At 59.4% G+C, this 14,635-nt stretch carries 18 protein-coding genes; 7 read left to right on the top strand and 11 right to left on the bottom strand.

Annotation, left to right across the window (positions count from 1 at the left end):
- Positions 1–12: 12 nt before the first annotated feature.
- On the top strand, positions 13–1,455 hold the full coding sequence (gene tldD / locus FIV39_RS01035; RefSeq protein ID WP_090409429.1) for a metalloprotease TldD: 1,443 nt from the start codon (positions 13–15) through the stop codon (positions 1,453–1,455).
- Between the two features lie 45 nt (positions 1,456–1,500).
- Here the strand turns inward: tldD and yjgA are convergent, their stop codons facing one another.
- Positions 1,501–2,022, bottom strand: a complete 522-nt coding sequence (yjgA, locus tag FIV39_RS01040) for a ribosome biogenesis factor YjgA (RefSeq protein ID WP_017138246.1) — start codon at positions 2,020–2,022, stop codon at positions 1,501–1,503.
- A 108-nt stretch (positions 2,023–2,130) separates the two neighbouring features.
- Here yjgA and pmbA point away from each other — a divergent pair, with 108 nt between their 5' ends.
- From pmbA to FIV39_RS01070, 6 genes are all read left to right on the top strand, one after another.
- Positions 2,131–3,477: a metalloprotease PmbA gene (gene pmbA / locus FIV39_RS01045; protein ID WP_090409428.1), complete on the top strand. Its 1,347-nt coding sequence runs from the start codon at positions 2,131–2,133 to the stop codon at positions 3,475–3,477.
- A gap of 146 nt (positions 3,478–3,623) precedes the next feature.
- Positions 3,624–4,019 carry a FagA protein gene (locus FIV39_RS01050; protein ID WP_090409426.1) on the top strand — a complete coding sequence of 132 codons (396 nt, stop codon included), beginning with the start codon at positions 3,624–3,626 and terminating at the stop codon, positions 4,017–4,019.
- Positions 4,012–5,388 carry a class II fumarate hydratase gene (locus tag FIV39_RS01055; RefSeq protein WP_090409425.1) on the top strand — a complete coding sequence of 459 codons (1,377 nt, stop codon included), beginning with the start codon at positions 4,012–4,014 and terminating at the stop codon, positions 5,386–5,388. Before FIV39_RS01050 ends, FIV39_RS01055 begins: the two co-directional genes overlap by 8 nt.
- 27 nt (positions 5,389–5,415) lie before the next feature.
- Entirely contained in the window at positions 5,416–5,844 is a 429-nt protein-coding gene (locus tag FIV39_RS01060; protein ID WP_090409423.1) for a hypothetical protein, read from the top strand.
- Between the two features lies 1 nt (position 5,845).
- The gene (locus tag FIV39_RS01065; protein WP_090409420.1) at positions 5,846–6,457 is read left to right on the top strand and encodes a superoxide dismutase; all 612 of its coding nucleotides are present in this window, start codon (positions 5,846–5,848) and stop codon (positions 6,455–6,457) included.
- 33 nt (positions 6,458–6,490) lie between these two features.
- Positions 6,491–7,384, top strand: a complete 894-nt coding sequence (locus FIV39_RS01070) for a ZIP family metal transporter (protein ID WP_090409418.1) — start codon at positions 6,491–6,493, stop codon at positions 7,382–7,384.
- A gap of 20 nt (positions 7,385–7,404) precedes the next feature.
- Here FIV39_RS01070 and FIV39_RS01075 read toward each other — a convergent pair whose 3' ends face one another.
- The 10 genes from FIV39_RS01075 to FIV39_RS01120 all read right to left on the bottom strand — a co-directional run bounded on the left by FIV39_RS01075 (position 7,405) and on the right by FIV39_RS01120 (position 14,426).
- A complete protein-coding gene (locus FIV39_RS01075; protein WP_047283939.1) occupies positions 7,405–7,677 on the bottom strand; it encodes an HPr family phosphocarrier protein in 273 nt (90 codons plus the stop codon).
- A 16-nt stretch (positions 7,678–7,693) separates the two neighbouring features.
- Entirely contained in the window at positions 7,694–8,551 is an 858-nt protein-coding gene (gene rapZ, locus FIV39_RS01080) for an RNase adapter RapZ (RefSeq protein WP_027604814.1), read from the bottom strand.
- A 2-nt stretch (positions 8,552–8,553) separates the two neighbouring features.
- Positions 8,554–9,018 (bottom strand): PTS IIA-like nitrogen regulatory protein PtsN, encoded by a 465-nt coding sequence (ptsN, locus tag FIV39_RS01085; RefSeq protein ID WP_027604813.1) that lies wholly within the window; start codon positions 9,016–9,018, stop codon positions 8,554–8,556.
- 10 nt (positions 9,019–9,028) lie between these two features.
- Positions 9,029–9,334: a ribosome hibernation-promoting factor, HPF/YfiA family gene (hpf, locus tag FIV39_RS01090; protein WP_090409416.1), complete on the bottom strand. Its 306-nt coding sequence runs from the start codon at positions 9,332–9,334 to the stop codon at positions 9,029–9,031.
- 75 nt (positions 9,335–9,409) lie between these two features.
- Positions 9,410–10,903, bottom strand: coding sequence for an RNA polymerase factor sigma-54 (locus FIV39_RS01095; protein ID WP_017526133.1), 1,494 nt, complete (start codon positions 10,901–10,903; stop codon positions 9,410–9,412).
- A gap of 197 nt (positions 10,904–11,100) precedes the next feature.
- The gene (gene lptB, locus FIV39_RS01100; RefSeq protein WP_016974288.1) at positions 11,101–11,826 is read right to left on the bottom strand and encodes an LPS export ABC transporter ATP-binding protein; all 726 of its coding nucleotides are present in this window, start codon (positions 11,824–11,826) and stop codon (positions 11,101–11,103) included.
- The gene (lptA, locus tag FIV39_RS01105) at positions 11,826–12,359 is read right to left on the bottom strand and encodes a lipopolysaccharide transport periplasmic protein LptA (RefSeq protein WP_027604809.1); all 534 of its coding nucleotides are present in this window, start codon (positions 12,357–12,359) and stop codon (positions 11,826–11,828) included. Before lptA ends, lptB begins: the two co-directional genes overlap by 1 nt.
- Positions 12,346–12,918 (bottom strand): LPS export ABC transporter periplasmic protein LptC, encoded by a 573-nt coding sequence (lptC, locus tag FIV39_RS01110; protein WP_090409415.1) that lies wholly within the window; start codon positions 12,916–12,918, stop codon positions 12,346–12,348. Before lptC ends, lptA begins: the two co-directional genes overlap by 14 nt.
- An 8-nt stretch (positions 12,919–12,926) precedes the next feature.
- A complete protein-coding gene (locus FIV39_RS01115) occupies positions 12,927–13,451 on the bottom strand; it encodes a KdsC family phosphatase (protein WP_090409411.1) in 525 nt (174 codons plus the stop codon).
- On the bottom strand, positions 13,452–14,426 hold the full coding sequence (locus FIV39_RS01120) for a KpsF/GutQ family sugar-phosphate isomerase (RefSeq protein ID WP_090409409.1): 975 nt from the start codon (positions 14,424–14,426) through the stop codon (positions 13,452–13,454).
- Positions 14,427–14,635 lie beyond the last annotated feature (209 nt).

Consider the following 14,635-nt stretch of genomic DNA (forward strand, 5'->3'; position numbering starts at 1 on the left):
AAGGCCAAACCTATGAGCGAGTTGTTGTCCTCAGTCAGTGAACACCTCCTGGCACCCGGTGGCGTGACCATCGAAAGCTTGCAAACCGTGCTCGGCGATCTGGCCGGGCCGGGCATCGATGCAGCGGACCTGTATTTCCAGGGGCAGATCTCCGAGTCCTGGGCCCTGGAAGATGGCATCGTCAAGGAAGGCAGTTTCAATCTTGACCAAGGTGTAGGCGTACGCGCGCAATCCGGTGAAAAGACCGGTTTTGCCTACAGTAACGCGATCACCCTGGAGGCGCTGGGCCTCGCTGCGCGTGCCGCGCGTTCGATCTCCCGTGCCGGCCAAAATGGCACGGTGCAGGCGTTCAGTACCCAGGACGTGGCGCAGTTATATGCGCCGGACAACCCTCTTGAAGTGATCAGCCGTGCGGAAAAGGTCGAGCTGCTCAAGCGTATCGATGCGGCCACCCGCGCCCTGGACCCGCGTATCCAGCAGGTCTCCGTGAGCATGGCCGGTGTGTGGGAACGCATCCTGGTGGCGTCCACCGACGGTGGCCTGGCGGCGGATGTGCGGCCGTTGGTGCGTTTCAACGTCAGTGTGATCGTCGAGCAGAATGGCCGCCGCGAGCGCGGTGGTCATGGCGGCGGCGGGCGTACCGACTACCGTTACTTCCTCACCGACGACCGTGCGATGGGCTATGCCCGTGAGGCTTTGCGCCAGGCGTTGGTAAACCTGGAAGCTATTCCGGCGCCGGCCGGCACATTGCCGGTGGTATTGGGCTCGGGCTGGTCCGGCGTATTGCTGCACGAAGCCGTGGGTCATGGCCTGGAAGGCGACTTCAACCGCAAGGGCAGTTCCGCCTACAGTGGGCGTATGGGCGAGATGGTTGCGTCCAAGCTCTGCACCATTGTCGATGATGGCACCCTGGCCGGTCGTCGTGGCTCGCTGAGCGTCGATGATGAAGGCACGCCGACCGAGTGCACCACCTTGATTGAAAACGGTGTGCTCAAGGGCTACATGCAAGACAAGCTCAATGCCCGTCTGATGGGCGTGGCGCGCACCGGTAATGGCCGTCGCGAATCTTATGCGCACCTGCCGATGCCCCGCATGACCAACACCTACATGCTCGGTGGCGAAAGCGACCCGGCGGAGATCATCGCTTCGGTGAAGCGCGGCATCTACTGCGCCAACCTCGGCGGCGGCCAGGTGGATATCACCAGCGGCAAGTTCGTGTTCTCCACCAGCGAGGCGTACCTGATCGAAGACGGCAAGATTACTGCGCCGGTCAAAGGGGCAACGTTGATTGGCAATGGCCCGGAAGCCATGAGCAAGGTGTCGATGGTCGGCAACGACCTGGCCCTGGACAGTGGTGTGGGCATGTGCGGGAAAGATGGGCAGTCGGTGCCGGTAGGTGTCGGCCAGCCAACGCTGAAAATTGATGCGATCACCGTGGGTGGTACGGGGTCGTAAGGGGTGGAGCTTCGGGTGGCGAAGACCGCCACCCGGGGAAGGGCATCAACGCAGGCCGCGTTGAGTCTCGTCCAGCTCACGGATGTATTTGAAGATTTTACGGCTGGTGGCCGGCGCCTTGTTATGCGCCTGCTCGTGCTGGGCCTGACGGATCAGGGAGCGCAGTTGCTGGCGGTCCGCGTCCGGGTAGTCCAACACGAATTTCTCCAGCACCGCGTCATCGCCCGAGATCAGGCGGTCACGCCAACGTTCCAGGTTATGGAAACGTTCGTTGTACTGGCGAGTGGAGGCATCGGTTTGATCAAGCAAAGCGAGAATGGCGTCAGTGTCCTGATCGCGCATCAGCTTGCCGATAAACATGATGTGCCGTTTACGCGCGATATTCGCGGTGTGCTTGGGTGCATCCGCAAGCGCCCGGCGCATTTCGTCGGTCAGTGGCAGTTTTGCAATCAAGTCTTTCTTGAGCGTTGTAAGGCGCTCGCCGAGGTCAACCAGCGCATGCAGCTCGCGTTTGACCTGGGTTTTGCTTTTCTCCCCATCGAGGGAGTCGTCGTAAGAATCAACCATGGTGGCAGTCCGCAAAGAAACGCCGCCATGATAACCAGTCGGGGGCCGCTTGTCCGGCCCGGTCGCTCGATGGCCTTAACCGAAAGCAGAATTTGAGTGGAGAAAACCATGAGTGCAGCCCAAAGCGTCGGTCCGCAAGCGTTACCGGCCCTGCAGGAACAAGTCGAGCAGATCCTTGCCGAGGCCAAGCGCCAGGGGGCCAGCGCCTGTGAAGTGGCGGTGTCGCTGGAGCAGGGGCTGTCGACGTCGGTGCGCCAGCGGGAAGTGGAAACCGTCGAATTTAACCGTGACCAAGGCTTTGGCATCACTTTGTACGTGGGGCAGCGCAAAGGTTCGGCCAGTACGTCGGCCAGCGGCCCGGAGGCGATTCGCGAAACCGTTGCCGCCGCGTTGGCGATTGCCCAGCATACCTCCGAGGATGAAAGCTCGGGCTTGGCCGATAAGGCGCTGATGGCCAAGGACTTGAAGGATTTCGATCTGTTCCATGCCTGGGATATAACGCCTGAACGGGCCATCGAGCTGGCGCTGACCTGCGAAGCGGCTGCGTTCGATGCCGATGCCCGCATCAAGAACGCCGATGGCACCACGTTGAACACTCACCAGGGCTGTCGCGTATACGGTAACAGCCACGGGTTTATCGGGGGGTATGCGTCCACTCGCCATAGTTTGAGCTGCGTGATGATCGCCGAGGCCAATGGCCAAATGCAGCGTGATTACTGGTACGACGTAAGTCGTCAGGGCGAATTGCTCGCAGACCCGGTCAGCATTGGTCAACGTGCTGCACAACGTGCCGCGAGTCGCTTGGGCGCGCGCCCGGTGCCGACGTGTGAAGTGCCTGTGCTGTTTTCGGCGGAACTGGCAGGTGGTTTGTTTGGCAGTTTCCTGGGGGCCATTTCTGGCGGCAATCTGTATCGCAAGTCCTCGTTCCTTGAGGGAGCGATCGGCCAGACGTTGTTTCCCGAGTGGCTGACCATCGATGAGCGTCCGCACTTGATGCGGGCCATGGGCAGTTCGGCGTTCGATGGGGACGGCCTGGCCACGTATGCCAAGCCGTTCGTCGAAAACGGTGAGCTGGTGTCTTACGTACTCGGCACCTATTCAGGCCGCAAACTCGGACTGCCCAGTACCGCGAACGCCGGTGGCGTGCATAACCTGTTCGTGACCCATGGTGACGAAGACCAGGCGGCGCTGTTGCGGCGCATGGGACGTGGCCTGCTGGTGACCGAACTGATGGGCCATGGCCTGAATATGGTCACTGGGGATTATTCTCGTGGCGCGGCGGGTTTCTGGGTGGAAAACGGTGAGATTCAGTTCGCTGTCCAGGAAGTGACCATTGCCGGCAATATGCGCGATATGTTCAAGCAGATCGTTGCTGTGGGAAACGACCTGGAGCTGCGCAGTAATATTCGCACAGGCTCGGTCCTGATCGAGCGGATGACCGTCGCGGGCAGCTAATTCCGCGACAGCTTCACAAAAGGCGCGCCATCTTACGGATGGCGCGCCTTTTTTTGTAGCGGGTTTCAGGCGGATTGCTGTGCCACTCTTGTTTTGATTCTCAATATCATTTAATAATAAATATCATTACCGAGCGAGTGTGGATCATGAGTTCTGTCCTGCATGAGGATCCGTATCTGGAAAGCTGGCGCTGGATGAGTCGTCAGATTCGCTGCGGTCTGGATCCCAATGAGCCTCGCCTGATCGAACATTACCTCAATGAGGGCCGATACCTGGCGTGCTGCACCGCGACCCATCCGTGGACTATCGCTGAAACCTCATTCCGCCTGCTGATCGACACCGCCAGCGATATTGCACTGCCGTGGCATTGGCGCTCCATGTGCCTTGACCAGGCCTGGCGCCCATTAAGCGACCTGGAAAAACTCTCTCACTGTGCCTGCCGCCTCAAGCGCTGGCAGACCTTTGCCTGGCAATTGGCCACCTGCGAATTGCTTCCTTCCATTTCCGTTTCTGACCTGGTGCAAGGATCTTCCGATGAGTAACACCCGTATCGAACGCGACAGCATGGGCGAACTGCAAGTCCCCGCCGAGGCCTTGTACGGCGCGCAAACCCAGCGCGCGGTGAACAACTTTCCGATCAGCCACCAACGCATGCCGGCGCAATTCATTCGCGCGCTGATACTGGCCAAGGCGGCGGCGGCCAAGGTCAACGTCGACCTCAAGCAGATCAGCGAAGGGCAGGGCAAAGCCATCGTAGACGCGGCCCAAGGCTTGCTCGAAGGCGATTACATGCGGCACTTCCCGGTGGACATCTTCCAGACCGGCTCCGGCACCAGTTCCAATATGAACGCCAACGAAGTGATTGCGACGCTCGCCAGCCGTTTGCTCGGCGAAGCGGTCAACCCCAACGATCATGTGAACTGTGGCCAAAGCAGCAACGACATCATCCCGACCACCATCCACGTCAGCGCAGCGCTGGTGTTACATGAGCAGACATTGCCAGCATTGCTGCACCTGGTGCAGGTGATCGAGCAGAAGGCCGAAGAGGTTCACCCGTTCATCAAGACCGGCCGCACGCACCTGATGGACGCCATGCCCGTACGCATGAGCCAGGTGCTCAATGGTTGGGCTCAGCAACTCAAGGCCAACATCGGCCATCTGCAAGATTTGCTGCCGAGTCTGCAGGCTTTGGCCCAGGGTGGTACGGCGGTGGGTACCGGGATTAACGCGCACCCGGAATTCGCCGCGCGTTTCAGTCAACAACTCAGCAGCCTGGCAGGCGTGAAATTCACGCCGGGTAAGAACCTGTTCGCGCTGATTGGCTCCCAGGACACTGCCGTCGCCGTCTCCGGCCAGTTGAAGGCCACCGCCGTATCGCTGATGAAAATCGCCAACGACCTGCGCTGGATGAACTCGGGCCCACTTGCCGGCCTGGGGGAAATCGAGCTGGAAGGTCTGCAACCGGGGTCCTCGATCATGCCAGGCAAGGTCAATCCGGTGATTCCGGAAGCCACCGCCATGGTGGCTGCACAAGTCATCGGCAATGACACGGTGATCACCGTTGCCGGCCAATCCGGCAACTTTGAATTAAACGTGATGCTGCCGATCATTGCCCAGAATTTGCTCAGCAGCCTCGAGTTGCTGGCCAATTCCAGCCGTCTGCTGGCAGACAAGGCGATCGCCAGCTTCAAGGTCAACGAAGCCAAGCTCAAGGAAGCGTTGTCGCGCAACCCGATCCTGGTTACCGCACTCAACCCGATCATTGGTTACCAAAAGGCCGCTGAAATTGCCAAGAAGGCCTATCAGCAAGGCCGCCCGGTGATTGATGTGGCCCTTGAGCACACCGATCTGCCCCGTAGCCAACTGGAAATCCTGTTGGATCCGGAAAAACTCACGGCTGGCGGCGTGTAATCACCGACCCTGCTTTGGAGGCTCACCATGGAGCACTGGAAGCGCACGATCGAGCGGGCCAATCGCTGTTTTATGCAGGGCGAATTGGTTGACGCTCGCGAGGCCTATCTGCAAGCCCTGGCCCTGGCTCAAGTGCTGTTCGAGCGCTGGGCGAATGCCGACGAAGCAGTGGCGGCTTGCGTCATTTCCCATCACAACCTGGCGGACTTGCACTTGCGCCTGAATCAGCCCGAGGAAAGCGCCGAATACCTCTGCGCTATCCATCAGCGCTTGCTGCAGGCCATGCAGGACGAGCGTCTGAGCCCGCAGCTACGCGAAGCGGCCCTGCGCCAGAGCAGCAAGACGTACGTCGAACTGCTGAGTTTCATCAGCGATCACGGCGAGTACCCGCGCACCCATCGCTTACTGGGCGGTACTGCGGTGCAGCCGACCACGTCTCAATACGGAGCACATTGATATGACCTACACCTTGCCTGCCTTGCCCTATGCCTACGATGCCCTGGAACCGCATATCGATGCGCAAACCATGGAGATTCACTACACCAAGCACCACCAGACCTACATCAATAACCTCAATGCGGCGGTTGAGGGCACCGAGTTTGCGGATTGGCCAGTGGAGAAGCTGGTGTCCAGCGTGCAGCAATTACCGGAGAAACTGCGTGCGGCTGTGATTAACCAAGGCGGTGGCCACGCCAACCATTCGCTGTTCTGGGCAGTGATGTCGCCTAAAGGTGGCGGCAAGCCCGACGGCGCGCTGGGAAAAGCCGTTGAAGAGCAACTCGGTGGTTTCGACAGTTTCAAGGAAGCCTTCACCAAAGCTGCTTTGACCCGTTTTGGCAGCGGCTGGGCCTGGCTGAGCGTCACGCCGCAGAAGACTTTAATAGTGGAAAGCAGCGGCAACCAGGACAGCCCGCTGATGAATGGCAATACGCCAATCCTCGGCTTGGACGTCTGGGAGCATGCTTATTACCTGCGGTACCAGAACCGTCGCCCTGAATACATCAATGCCTTCTACAGTGTCATTAACTGGCCGGAAGTTGCCGCACGCTATCAGGCTGCGTTGGCCTGACATTCACCTCGATAACAAGATCTAAGGCCGACTATGGGCACTGAAACACTGGCGATCAGCAGCGTGCGAATGTTTCGTTATGCGTTTGGCTCGCTGCTGCTATTGGCGGGTATTGCATTGCTGGTGGCCCACGGGCTGGCCTGGCTGGACCTGGAGCCGCGCATCATGCGCGCCTTGCAGGGCGGAGCGATTTGCGCGCTCGGCACGGCACTGGGTGCGGTTCCAGTATTGGTGATTCGGCGGATGCCGGTGGCGTTGAGCGATACCTTGTTGGGCTTTGGTGCCGGTGTAATGCTGGCAGCGACTGCCTTTTCGCTGGTCGTGCCGGGTATTGCCGCTGCCGAAGCCCTTGGTCTTTCGCTGTGGGGCGCTGGTGGGCTGATCAGCTTCGGCATCATGCTGGGGGCATTCGGGTTGTATCTGGTGGACCGCAAGGTCTCCGGCGCCAGCCCGGAGATGTTGGTGGGCACGCCGGATAAACCAGTGATTCCACCGCGCATCTGGCTGTTCGTGTTTGCCATCATCGCCCACAACATTCCCGAAGGCATGGCTGTTGGCGTCTCGGCCGGTGGTGGCATGCCGGATGCCGACAGCTTGGCGATGGGCATTGCTTTACAGGATGTGCCCGAAGGTCTGGTGATTGCGCTGGTATTGGCAGGGGCCGGGATGTCGCGGGTCAGGGCATTCCTGATCGGCGCTGCGTCAGGCTTGGTGGAGCCGGTGTTCGCGGTGCTTTGCGCCTGGCTGGTGACCCTGGCCGAGGTACTGTTGCCGTTGGGCCTGGCGCTGGCCGCTGGTGCGATGTTGTTGGTCGTCACTCATGAAGTGATCCCGGAGTCGCGCCGCAATGGCCACGAAAAGCTTGCCAGCCTGGGGTTGTGCATGGGGTTCTGCTTGATGATGGTGATGGATACTGCTTTGGGGTGAAACCTGCTCCTGCAGAGGGGTTATTCGCCTTCATCGAAGAAGTTATTGATCAGCGCCACCAGGGCGTCCATCGCTTCCTGTTCTTGCTCGCCTTCGGTCTTCAGGTGGATCTTGGTGCCTTTGCCGGCGGCCAGCATCATCATCGCCATGATGCTTTTGCCATCGACCATGCTGTCCGGTGTGCGCCCGGCGCGGATCTGGCAAGGGAACTGCCCGGCAACACCGACGAATTTGGCCGAGGCGCGGGCATGCAGGCCCAGTTTGTTGATGATTTCAATTTCCAGAGCGGGCATCGCGGGGGTGTTCCTTTCAGCTAAGGTCGCGGTGGCGAACCTGGACATTCTTGAGGGTTTGTTGCAGCACCTGGCCCAGGCGCTCGGTCAGGTACACGGAGCGGTGGTGGCCGCCGGTGCAGCCGATGGCAATGGTGACATAGGCTCGGTTGCTCGCGGCAAAGCGCGGCAACCATTTGAGCAGGTAGCTGGAAATGTCCTGGAACATCTCCTCCACATCCGGTTGCGCGGCCAGGTAATCGGCTACAGGCTGATCCAGCCCCGATTGGTCGCGCAGCTCCGGCTTCCAATAAGGATTAGGCAGGCAGCGCACATCGAACACCAGGTCGGCATCCACCGGCATGCCGCGCTTGAAGCCAAACGACTCGACCAGAAATGCCGTGCCAGGCTCCGGCTGGTTCAGCAGGCGTAGCTTGATGGCATCGCGCAGCTGGTACAGGTTGAGGCTGGTGGTGTTGATCTTGAGGTCGGCGAGGTCAATGATCGGCCCCAGCAGCTTGGTTTCGTCCTCGATGGCTTCGGCCAGAGAACGGTGTGGGCTGCTGAGAGGGTGGCGTCGACGTGTCTCGGAGAAACGCTTGAGCAGAGTTTCTTCGTCGGCGTCCAGATACAGCACATCGCAATGAATGTGCTTGGCGCGCACCTCTTCGAGCAATTCCGGAAAGCGCGTGAGGTGGCTCGGCAAGTTGCGGGCGTCAATCGAGACGGCAACCAGAGGCTGCGCCAATTCGGTATGGATCAGCGCGCGCTCCGCCAATTCCGGGAGGAGACCGGCCGGCAAGTTGTCGATGCAATAGAAACCGTTGTCCTCAAGAACGTTGAGGGCGGTACTTTTACCTGAGCCGGAGCGGCCGCTGACGATGATCAAGCGCATGATTACTGCCCGTTTTGTTCATCCAGAACAACTTGATACAGCGCTTCGTTACTGCTGGCGCTGCGCAGTTTGTCACGTACTTCCTTGCGGTCGAGCATGCTAGCGATCTGCCGAAGCAGTTCCAGGTGCGCATCGGTGGCGGCCTGTGGAACCAGCAGAACGAACAGCAGGTCGACCGGGGCACCGTCGATGGCGTCGAAATCGATAGGCGCGTCCAGGTGCAGCAGGGCGCTGACAGGTGTCTCGCAGCCTTTGAGGCGGCAGTGAGGAATGGCGATGCCGTTGCCAAAACCGGTGGAGCCGAGTTTTTCACGGGCAATCAGAGCCTCGAAGACATCTTGCATCTCCAGTTCAGGCACTTGGCTGCTGATCAGGTTGGCAATTTGTTCGAGGGCTTTCTTCTTGCTGCCGCCCGGCACGTTCACGAGGGAACGGCCGGGGGTCAGGATGGTTTCAAGTCGGATCATGGGGGGAGAGTTAACGACCTGTGCCCTGAAGCAGGCTCAGATTCTTTTCCTTATGCTTTTTGAGTTGGCGGTCAAGCTTGTCTGTGAGCAAGTCGATTGATGCATACATGTCTTCATGTTCGGCATTGGCGACCACTTCGCCGCCGGGTATCTGAAGTGTCGCTTCGATTTTCTGCTGAAGCTTGTCGACCTTCATGATGACCTGCACGTTGGTGATCTTGTCGAAATGGCCCTCAAGCTTCCTCAGCTTCTGCTCGACGTAGTCGCGTAGTGGAGGGGTGACTTCTATATGGTGTCCACTGATGTTGACTTGCATACAGCTTCTCCTTCGTTGCCAGTGCATAAAGCGGCGGGTAGGAATACCCGCCACTGGAACGCTGTGGCCCGCCCGTCACATCAAACGCTTACGCTCGCTGGAAGGCGCGATCCCAAGGGATTCGCGGTACTTGGCGACGGTTCGACGGGCGACCTGAATGCCTTGTGCTTCCAGTAAACCAGCGATCTTGCTGTCACTCAACGGCTTTTTCTGATTTTCCGCAGCAACCAGTTTTTTGATGATCGCGCGGATCGCCGTGGACGAGCATTCACCGCCTTCCGAGGTGCTGACATGACTGGAGAAAAAGTATTTCAACTCATAAATACCCCGTGGGGTATGCATGAATTTTTGTGTGGTCACCCGGGAAATCGTCGACTCGTGCATGCCCACGGCTTCTGCGATGTCGTGCAGAACCAGCGGCTTCATCGCCTCGTCGCCATATTCCAGGAAGCCGCGCTGGTGCTCGACAATCTGGGTGGCAACTTTCATCAGGGTTTCGTTGCGGCTCTGCAAGCTCTTGATGAACCAGCGCGCTTCCTGCAACTGGTTGCGCATGAAGGTGTTGTCGGCACTGGTGTCGGCGCGGCGAACAAAACCGGCGTATTGCGGGTTGACCCGCAGGCGCGGCACTGATTCCTGGTTCAGTTCTACCAGCCAGCGCTCGTTGTCCTTGCGCACGATCACGTCGGGAACGACGTATTCGGCTTCGCTGGACTCGATCTGTGAGCCTGGACGCGGGTTGAGGCTTTGCACCAGCTCAATGACCTGACGCAGGTCGTCTTCCTTGAGCTTCATGCGCCGCATCAACTGGCTGTAGTCGCGGCTGCCCAGCAGGTCGATGTAGTCGGTGACCAGGCGCTGGGCCTCGGCGAGCCATGGAGTCTTGGCAGGCAGCTGACGCAGTTGCAGCAGCAGGCATTCGCTCAGGCTGCGGGCTCCGATGCCGGCGGGCTCGAACTGTTGGATACGGTGCAGGACGGCTTCGATTTCGTCCAGCTCGATGTCCAGCTCCGGGTCGAAGGCCTCGAGAATCTCTTCGAGCGTCTCGTCCAGATAACCCTGGTTATTGATGCAGTCGATCAGGGTCACGGCGATCAGGCGATCGGTGTCCGACATCGGCGCGAGGTTCAGTTGCCACAACAGATGGCTCTGCAAGCTCTCGCCGGCGGAAGTGCGGGTGGTGAAGTCCCACTCGTCATCATCATTGCTGGGCAGGCTGCTGGCGCTGGTCTGGTAGACGTCTTCCCAGGCGGTGTCCACCGGGAGTTCGTTGGGAATACGTTCGTTCCAATCGCCTTCCTCAAGGTTGTCCACCGTGGGGGCGGTTTCCTGGTAGGAGGGTTCCTGTACGTCGGAATTGGGTTTTTGCTCGATGTTGTCAGCCAGCGGGTCTGCATTATCGAAGTCGTCGCCTTCTTCCTGGCGTTCGAGCATCGGATTGGACTCCAGGGCCTCCTGGATTTCCTGTTGCAGGTCCAGGGTCGACAATTGGAGCAGGCGGATGGCCTGTTGCAGCTGCGGTGTCATCGTCAGCTGCTGGCCCATTCTCAGGACTAGCGATGGTTTCATGGCAGGGGCTTAACACCTTATTCGCCGGCGCAATGCGCCATCCACGACAGGGCGCGTGAGCGCCAAACATAAGCAAATTATATGCCTGATATCGGGGGCTTTGCCTAGAGCGCGGTAACAATAAAAATCCGGAGGTTTTCATTGACTCCCGCGCATCAGGCAAGCGACCTGCCACCGCCTTGTTTTTGCAGGCGGCTTTACAGGCGGAACTCGTGACCCAGGTACACTTCCTTGACCAGCTCGTTGGCCAGGATGGTGGCAGAGTCGCCTTCGGCAATCAGCTGACCATCGTTGACGATATAGGCGGTTTCGCAGATGTCGAGGGTCTCACGCACGTTATGGTCGGTGATCAGCACACCGATGCCCTTTGCCTTGAGGTGATGGATGATCTGCTTGATGTCGCCGACCGAGATGGGGTCGACGCCGGCAAACGGTTCGTCCAGCAGGATGAACTTGGGGGCAGTGGCCAGGGCGCGGGCGATTTCCACGCGGCGTCGCTCGCCACCGGACAGGCTCATGCCAAGGTTGTCGCGAATGTGGTTGATGTGGAATTCCTGAAGCAGGCTTTCCAATTCTTTCCGGCGGCCGTCACGGTCGAGTTCCTTGCGGGTTTCAAGGATGGCCATGATGTTGTCGGATACCGACAGCTTGCGGAAGATCGACGCTTCTTGCGGAAGATAGCCGATACCAGCACGGGCGCGGCCGTGCATTGGCTGGTGGCTCACATCCAGGTCGTCGATCAGGACGCGACCTTGGTCCGCCTGGACCAGGCCGACGATCATGTAGAAGCATGTGGTCTTGCCGGCGCCGTTGGGGCCAAGCAAGCCGACGATCTGGCCGCTGTCGATCGACAGGCTGACGTCGCGCACGACCTGACGGCTTTTATAGGCCTTGGCCAGATGCTGGGCTTTCAGGGTTGCCATTACTCGGCCTTCTTCTTCGGCTGGATAACCATGTCGATACGTGGGCGTGGCGCGGTGACTTTGCTGCCATTGGCGCGACCGGCGTTGGCGATCTGCTTCACGGTGTCATAGGTGATCTTTTCGCCTTCCGTGGAGTTGCCATCGGGGCTGAGCACCTTGGCCTGGTCGATCAGCACGATGCGATTCTGTTGGGCGTGATACTGGATGGTCTTGCCGTAGCCCTTCATCGGGCCGGTATCGGTAGCTGACTGCTTTTGTTCGAAGTAAGCCAGGTTGCCCACCGACGTCACCACGTCGATATCGCCCGCCTGGGTGCGCGTCAGTGTCACCGTGTTGCCGGTGATCTTCATCGAGCCCTGGGTGATGATCACGCCGCCGGTGTAGGTGGCGACGCCTTGCTTGTCATCCAGCTGCGCATCGTCAGCCGAGATGTGGATCGGTTGCTGGCTATCGTTCGGCAGAGCCCAGGCGCTCACGCTTCCCAGTGCTGCGCCCAGACCGAGCAAAATAGGGAGAGTTTTAACGAGCCTCATACTGTCCTCTTACGTTCGATAGCAGGTGTATCCTGCTTTCTTTCAAATACGCTTTCATTCCCTTGCCAGTCGATACACCGCCAGCGCCGTCGATTCTAACGTCTTGCTCGGTCTGCGCATATTGCTTCTGTGGGAATACGGTCATGCGACTGCTGGTAATCACGGTGTCACGGTTTTTGGCGTCAGTACGCGCGACGCGTACCGAGTCAATCAGTTCTACCTCGGTGCCGTCCGGATTCACCTCGCCACGCTTGCTCGTGACATGCCATGGGAACTCGGTGCCGCGGTAGAGGTTCAGGTCCGGGTTGGTCAGCAGGGTGACTTCGGTAGCCTTCAAATGCTCGACCTTGTCCGAGGTCATCTCGTACTGCACCTTGCCGTCGGGCAGGAACTGCACGCTGTAGGCATTGGTTGCGTAATAGTCGATAGCCCCTCCGTCAACCTGCGCCGCAGGCTGGTCGAGGAAGCGCCCCGGGCTGATATTCCAGTAGCCCACCGCAAGGAACAGCGCGGCGATGACTCCGAATAGCAGGAAGTTGCGAATCTTTTTACTCAGCATAAAACGCTCTATAGGTAGGCGGCGTGGGCCGCTTCAAGACTGCCCTGGGCTCGCAGGATCAGTTCACAGAACTCGCGGGCGGCACCTTCGCCGCCACGGGCAATGGTGATGCCATGGGCGTGCTCGCGAACAAACGTCGCCGCATTGGCAACGGCCATGCCCAGGCCCACTCGGCGAATGACCGGCAAGTCGGGCAGATCATCGCCCAGGTAGGCGACCTGCTCATAGCTTAGGTTGAGTTGGCCAAGAAGCTCGTCCAGAACCACCAGTTTATCCTCGCGGCCCTGATACAGGTGAGGAATACCGAGGTTTTGTGCGCGGCGTTCCACAACGGGAGTTTTTCTGCCGCTGATAATCGCCGTTTGCACGCCCGCAGCCATCAGCATCTTGATGCCCTGGCCGTCTAGGGTGTTGAACGTCTTGAATTCGCTGCCGTCTTCGAGGAAGTACAGGCGGCCGTCGGTCAGCACGCCGTCAACGTCGAAAATCGCCAGTTTGATGTTTTTGCCGCGTTGCAACAGGTCGCTGGTCATTTACATCACTCCTGCACGCAGCAAGTCGTGCATGTTCAAGGCGCCAACCGGGTGGTCGTCGCTATTGACCACCACCAGCGCGCCGATCTTGTGGTCTTCCATGATCTTCAATGCTTCGGCTGCCAGCATTTCAGGGCGTGCAGTCTTGCCATGTGGGGTCATCACGGCGTCGATGGTCGCGGTGCGGATATCGATGGTGCGGTCCAGGGTGCGGCGCAAGTCACCGTCAGTGAATACCCCGGCCAGGCGTCCATCGGCTTCCAGGACGACGGTCATGCCCAAACCCTTGCGGGTCATTTCCATCAGCGCGTCCTTCAGCAGGGTACCGCGCTGGACGTGAGGCAATTCGTCGCCCGAGTGCATGACATTTTCCACTTTCAGCAACAGGCGGCGGCCCAGGGCGCCACCAGGGTGGGAAAACGCGAAGTCTTCAGCGGTGAATCCGCGGGCTTCCAGCAGCGCCACGGCCAAGGCGTCGCCCATGACCAGGGCGGCGGTGGTGGAGGAGGTCGGCGCCAGGTTCAGCGGGCAGGCCTCGTGGTCCACGTGAACATTCAGGTTCACGTCGGCGGCCTTGGCCAGCGTAGAGTCCGGGTTGCCGGTGAGGCTGATCATCTTGATGCCCAGGCGCTTGATCAGTGGCAGCAGGGTCACGATTTCGTTGGTGGTGCCGGAGTTGGATAGTGCCAGGATGATGTCATCCTTGGTGATCATGCCCATGTCGCCATGGCTGGCTTCGGCAGGATGCACGAAAAATGCGGTGGTCCCGGTGCTGGCCAGGGTGGCGGCGATCTTGTTGCCGACGTGGCCCGACTTGCCCATGCCGACCACGACAACGCGGCCCTTGCTGGCCAGAATCATCTCGCAGGCGCGTACGAAATCTGCGTCGATATGGGCCAGCAAGCCTTCCACGGCTTCAACTTCGAGGCGGATGGTGCGTTGTGCGGATTGAATAAGGTCGCTGGATTGGCTCATGTCTGAAGTCGTATAGCCTGACGAAAAGTCGGCGATTATAGCGGTAATGATCAAATCCCTCACGCAAGTTCGTCAGGCTTTATTCAACGGATGCCTGAGATCGATCCTCAGTAACATAGCCCGCAACGGTTTTTCCCTGTCCCTAAACTGAACTAGCGCTGTTCCGGCCTTGGGCGCCTTGTACCAGCAGTGATATAGTTCGCCGCCAG

Source organism: Pseudomonas grimontii (genome assembly GCF_007858185.1).
GTDB classification, from domain to species: domain Bacteria; phylum Pseudomonadota; class Gammaproteobacteria; order Pseudomonadales; family Pseudomonadaceae; genus Aquipseudomonas; species Aquipseudomonas grimontii.

What these genes read in the sequence shown, in the direction of transcription:
- pmbA (WP_090409428.1), top strand. Translation starts at nt 2,131, where the DNA reads ATGAGTGCAGCCCAAAGCGTCGGTCCGCAAGCGTTACCGGCCCTGCAG.
- FIV39_RS01075 (WP_047283939.1), bottom strand. Translation starts at nt 7,677, where the DNA reads ATGCCCGCTCTGGAAATTGAAATCATCAACAAACTGGGCCTGCATGCC.
- lptC (WP_090409415.1), bottom strand. Translation starts at nt 12,918, where the DNA reads ATGCTGAGTAAAAAGATTCGCAACTTCCTGCTATTCGGAGTCATCGCC.
- FIV39_RS01060 (WP_090409423.1), top strand. Translation starts at nt 5,416, where the DNA reads ATGGAGCACTGGAAGCGCACGATCGAGCGGGCCAATCGCTGTTTTATG.
- ptsN (WP_027604813.1), bottom strand. Translation starts at nt 9,018, where the DNA reads ATGATCCGACTTGAAACCATCCTGACCCCCGGCCGTTCCCTCGTGAAC.
- rapZ (WP_027604814.1), bottom strand. Translation starts at nt 8,551, where the DNA reads ATGCGCTTGATCATCGTCAGCGGCCGCTCCGGCTCAGGTAAAAGTACC.
- FIV39_RS01070 (WP_090409418.1), top strand. Translation starts at nt 6,491, where the DNA reads ATGGGCACTGAAACACTGGCGATCAGCAGCGTGCGAATGTTTCGTTAT.
- hpf (WP_090409416.1), bottom strand. Translation starts at nt 9,334, where the DNA reads ATGCAAGTCAACATCAGTGGACACCATATAGAAGTCACCCCTCCACTA.
- FIV39_RS01115 (WP_090409411.1), bottom strand. Translation starts at nt 13,451, where the DNA reads ATGACCAGCGACCTGTTGCAACGCGGCAAAAACATCAAACTGGCGATT.
- FIV39_RS01050 (WP_090409426.1), top strand. Translation starts at nt 3,624, where the DNA reads ATGAGTTCTGTCCTGCATGAGGATCCGTATCTGGAAAGCTGGCGCTGG.
- tldD (WP_090409429.1), top strand. Translation starts at nt 13, where the DNA reads ATGAGCGAGTTGTTGTCCTCAGTCAGTGAACACCTCCTGGCACCCGGT.
- FIV39_RS01120 (WP_090409409.1), bottom strand. Translation starts at nt 14,426, where the DNA reads ATGAGCCAATCCAGCGACCTTATTCAATCCGCACAACGCACCATCCGC.
- FIV39_RS01065 (WP_090409420.1), top strand. Translation starts at nt 5,846, where the DNA reads ATGACCTACACCTTGCCTGCCTTGCCCTATGCCTACGATGCCCTGGAA.
- yjgA (WP_017138246.1), bottom strand. Translation starts at nt 2,022, where the DNA reads ATGGTTGATTCTTACGACGACTCCCTCGATGGGGAGAAAAGCAAAACC.
- FIV39_RS01095 (WP_017526133.1), bottom strand. Translation starts at nt 10,903, where the DNA reads ATGAAACCATCGCTAGTCCTGAGAATGGGCCAGCAGCTGACGATGACA.
- lptB (WP_016974288.1), bottom strand. Translation starts at nt 11,826, where the DNA reads ATGGCAACCCTGAAAGCCCAGCATCTGGCCAAGGCCTATAAAAGCCGT.
- FIV39_RS01055 (WP_090409425.1), top strand. Translation starts at nt 4,012, where the DNA reads ATGAGTAACACCCGTATCGAACGCGACAGCATGGGCGAACTGCAAGTC.
- lptA (WP_027604809.1), bottom strand. Translation starts at nt 12,359, where the DNA reads ATGAGGCTCGTTAAAACTCTCCCTATTTTGCTCGGTCTGGGCGCAGCA.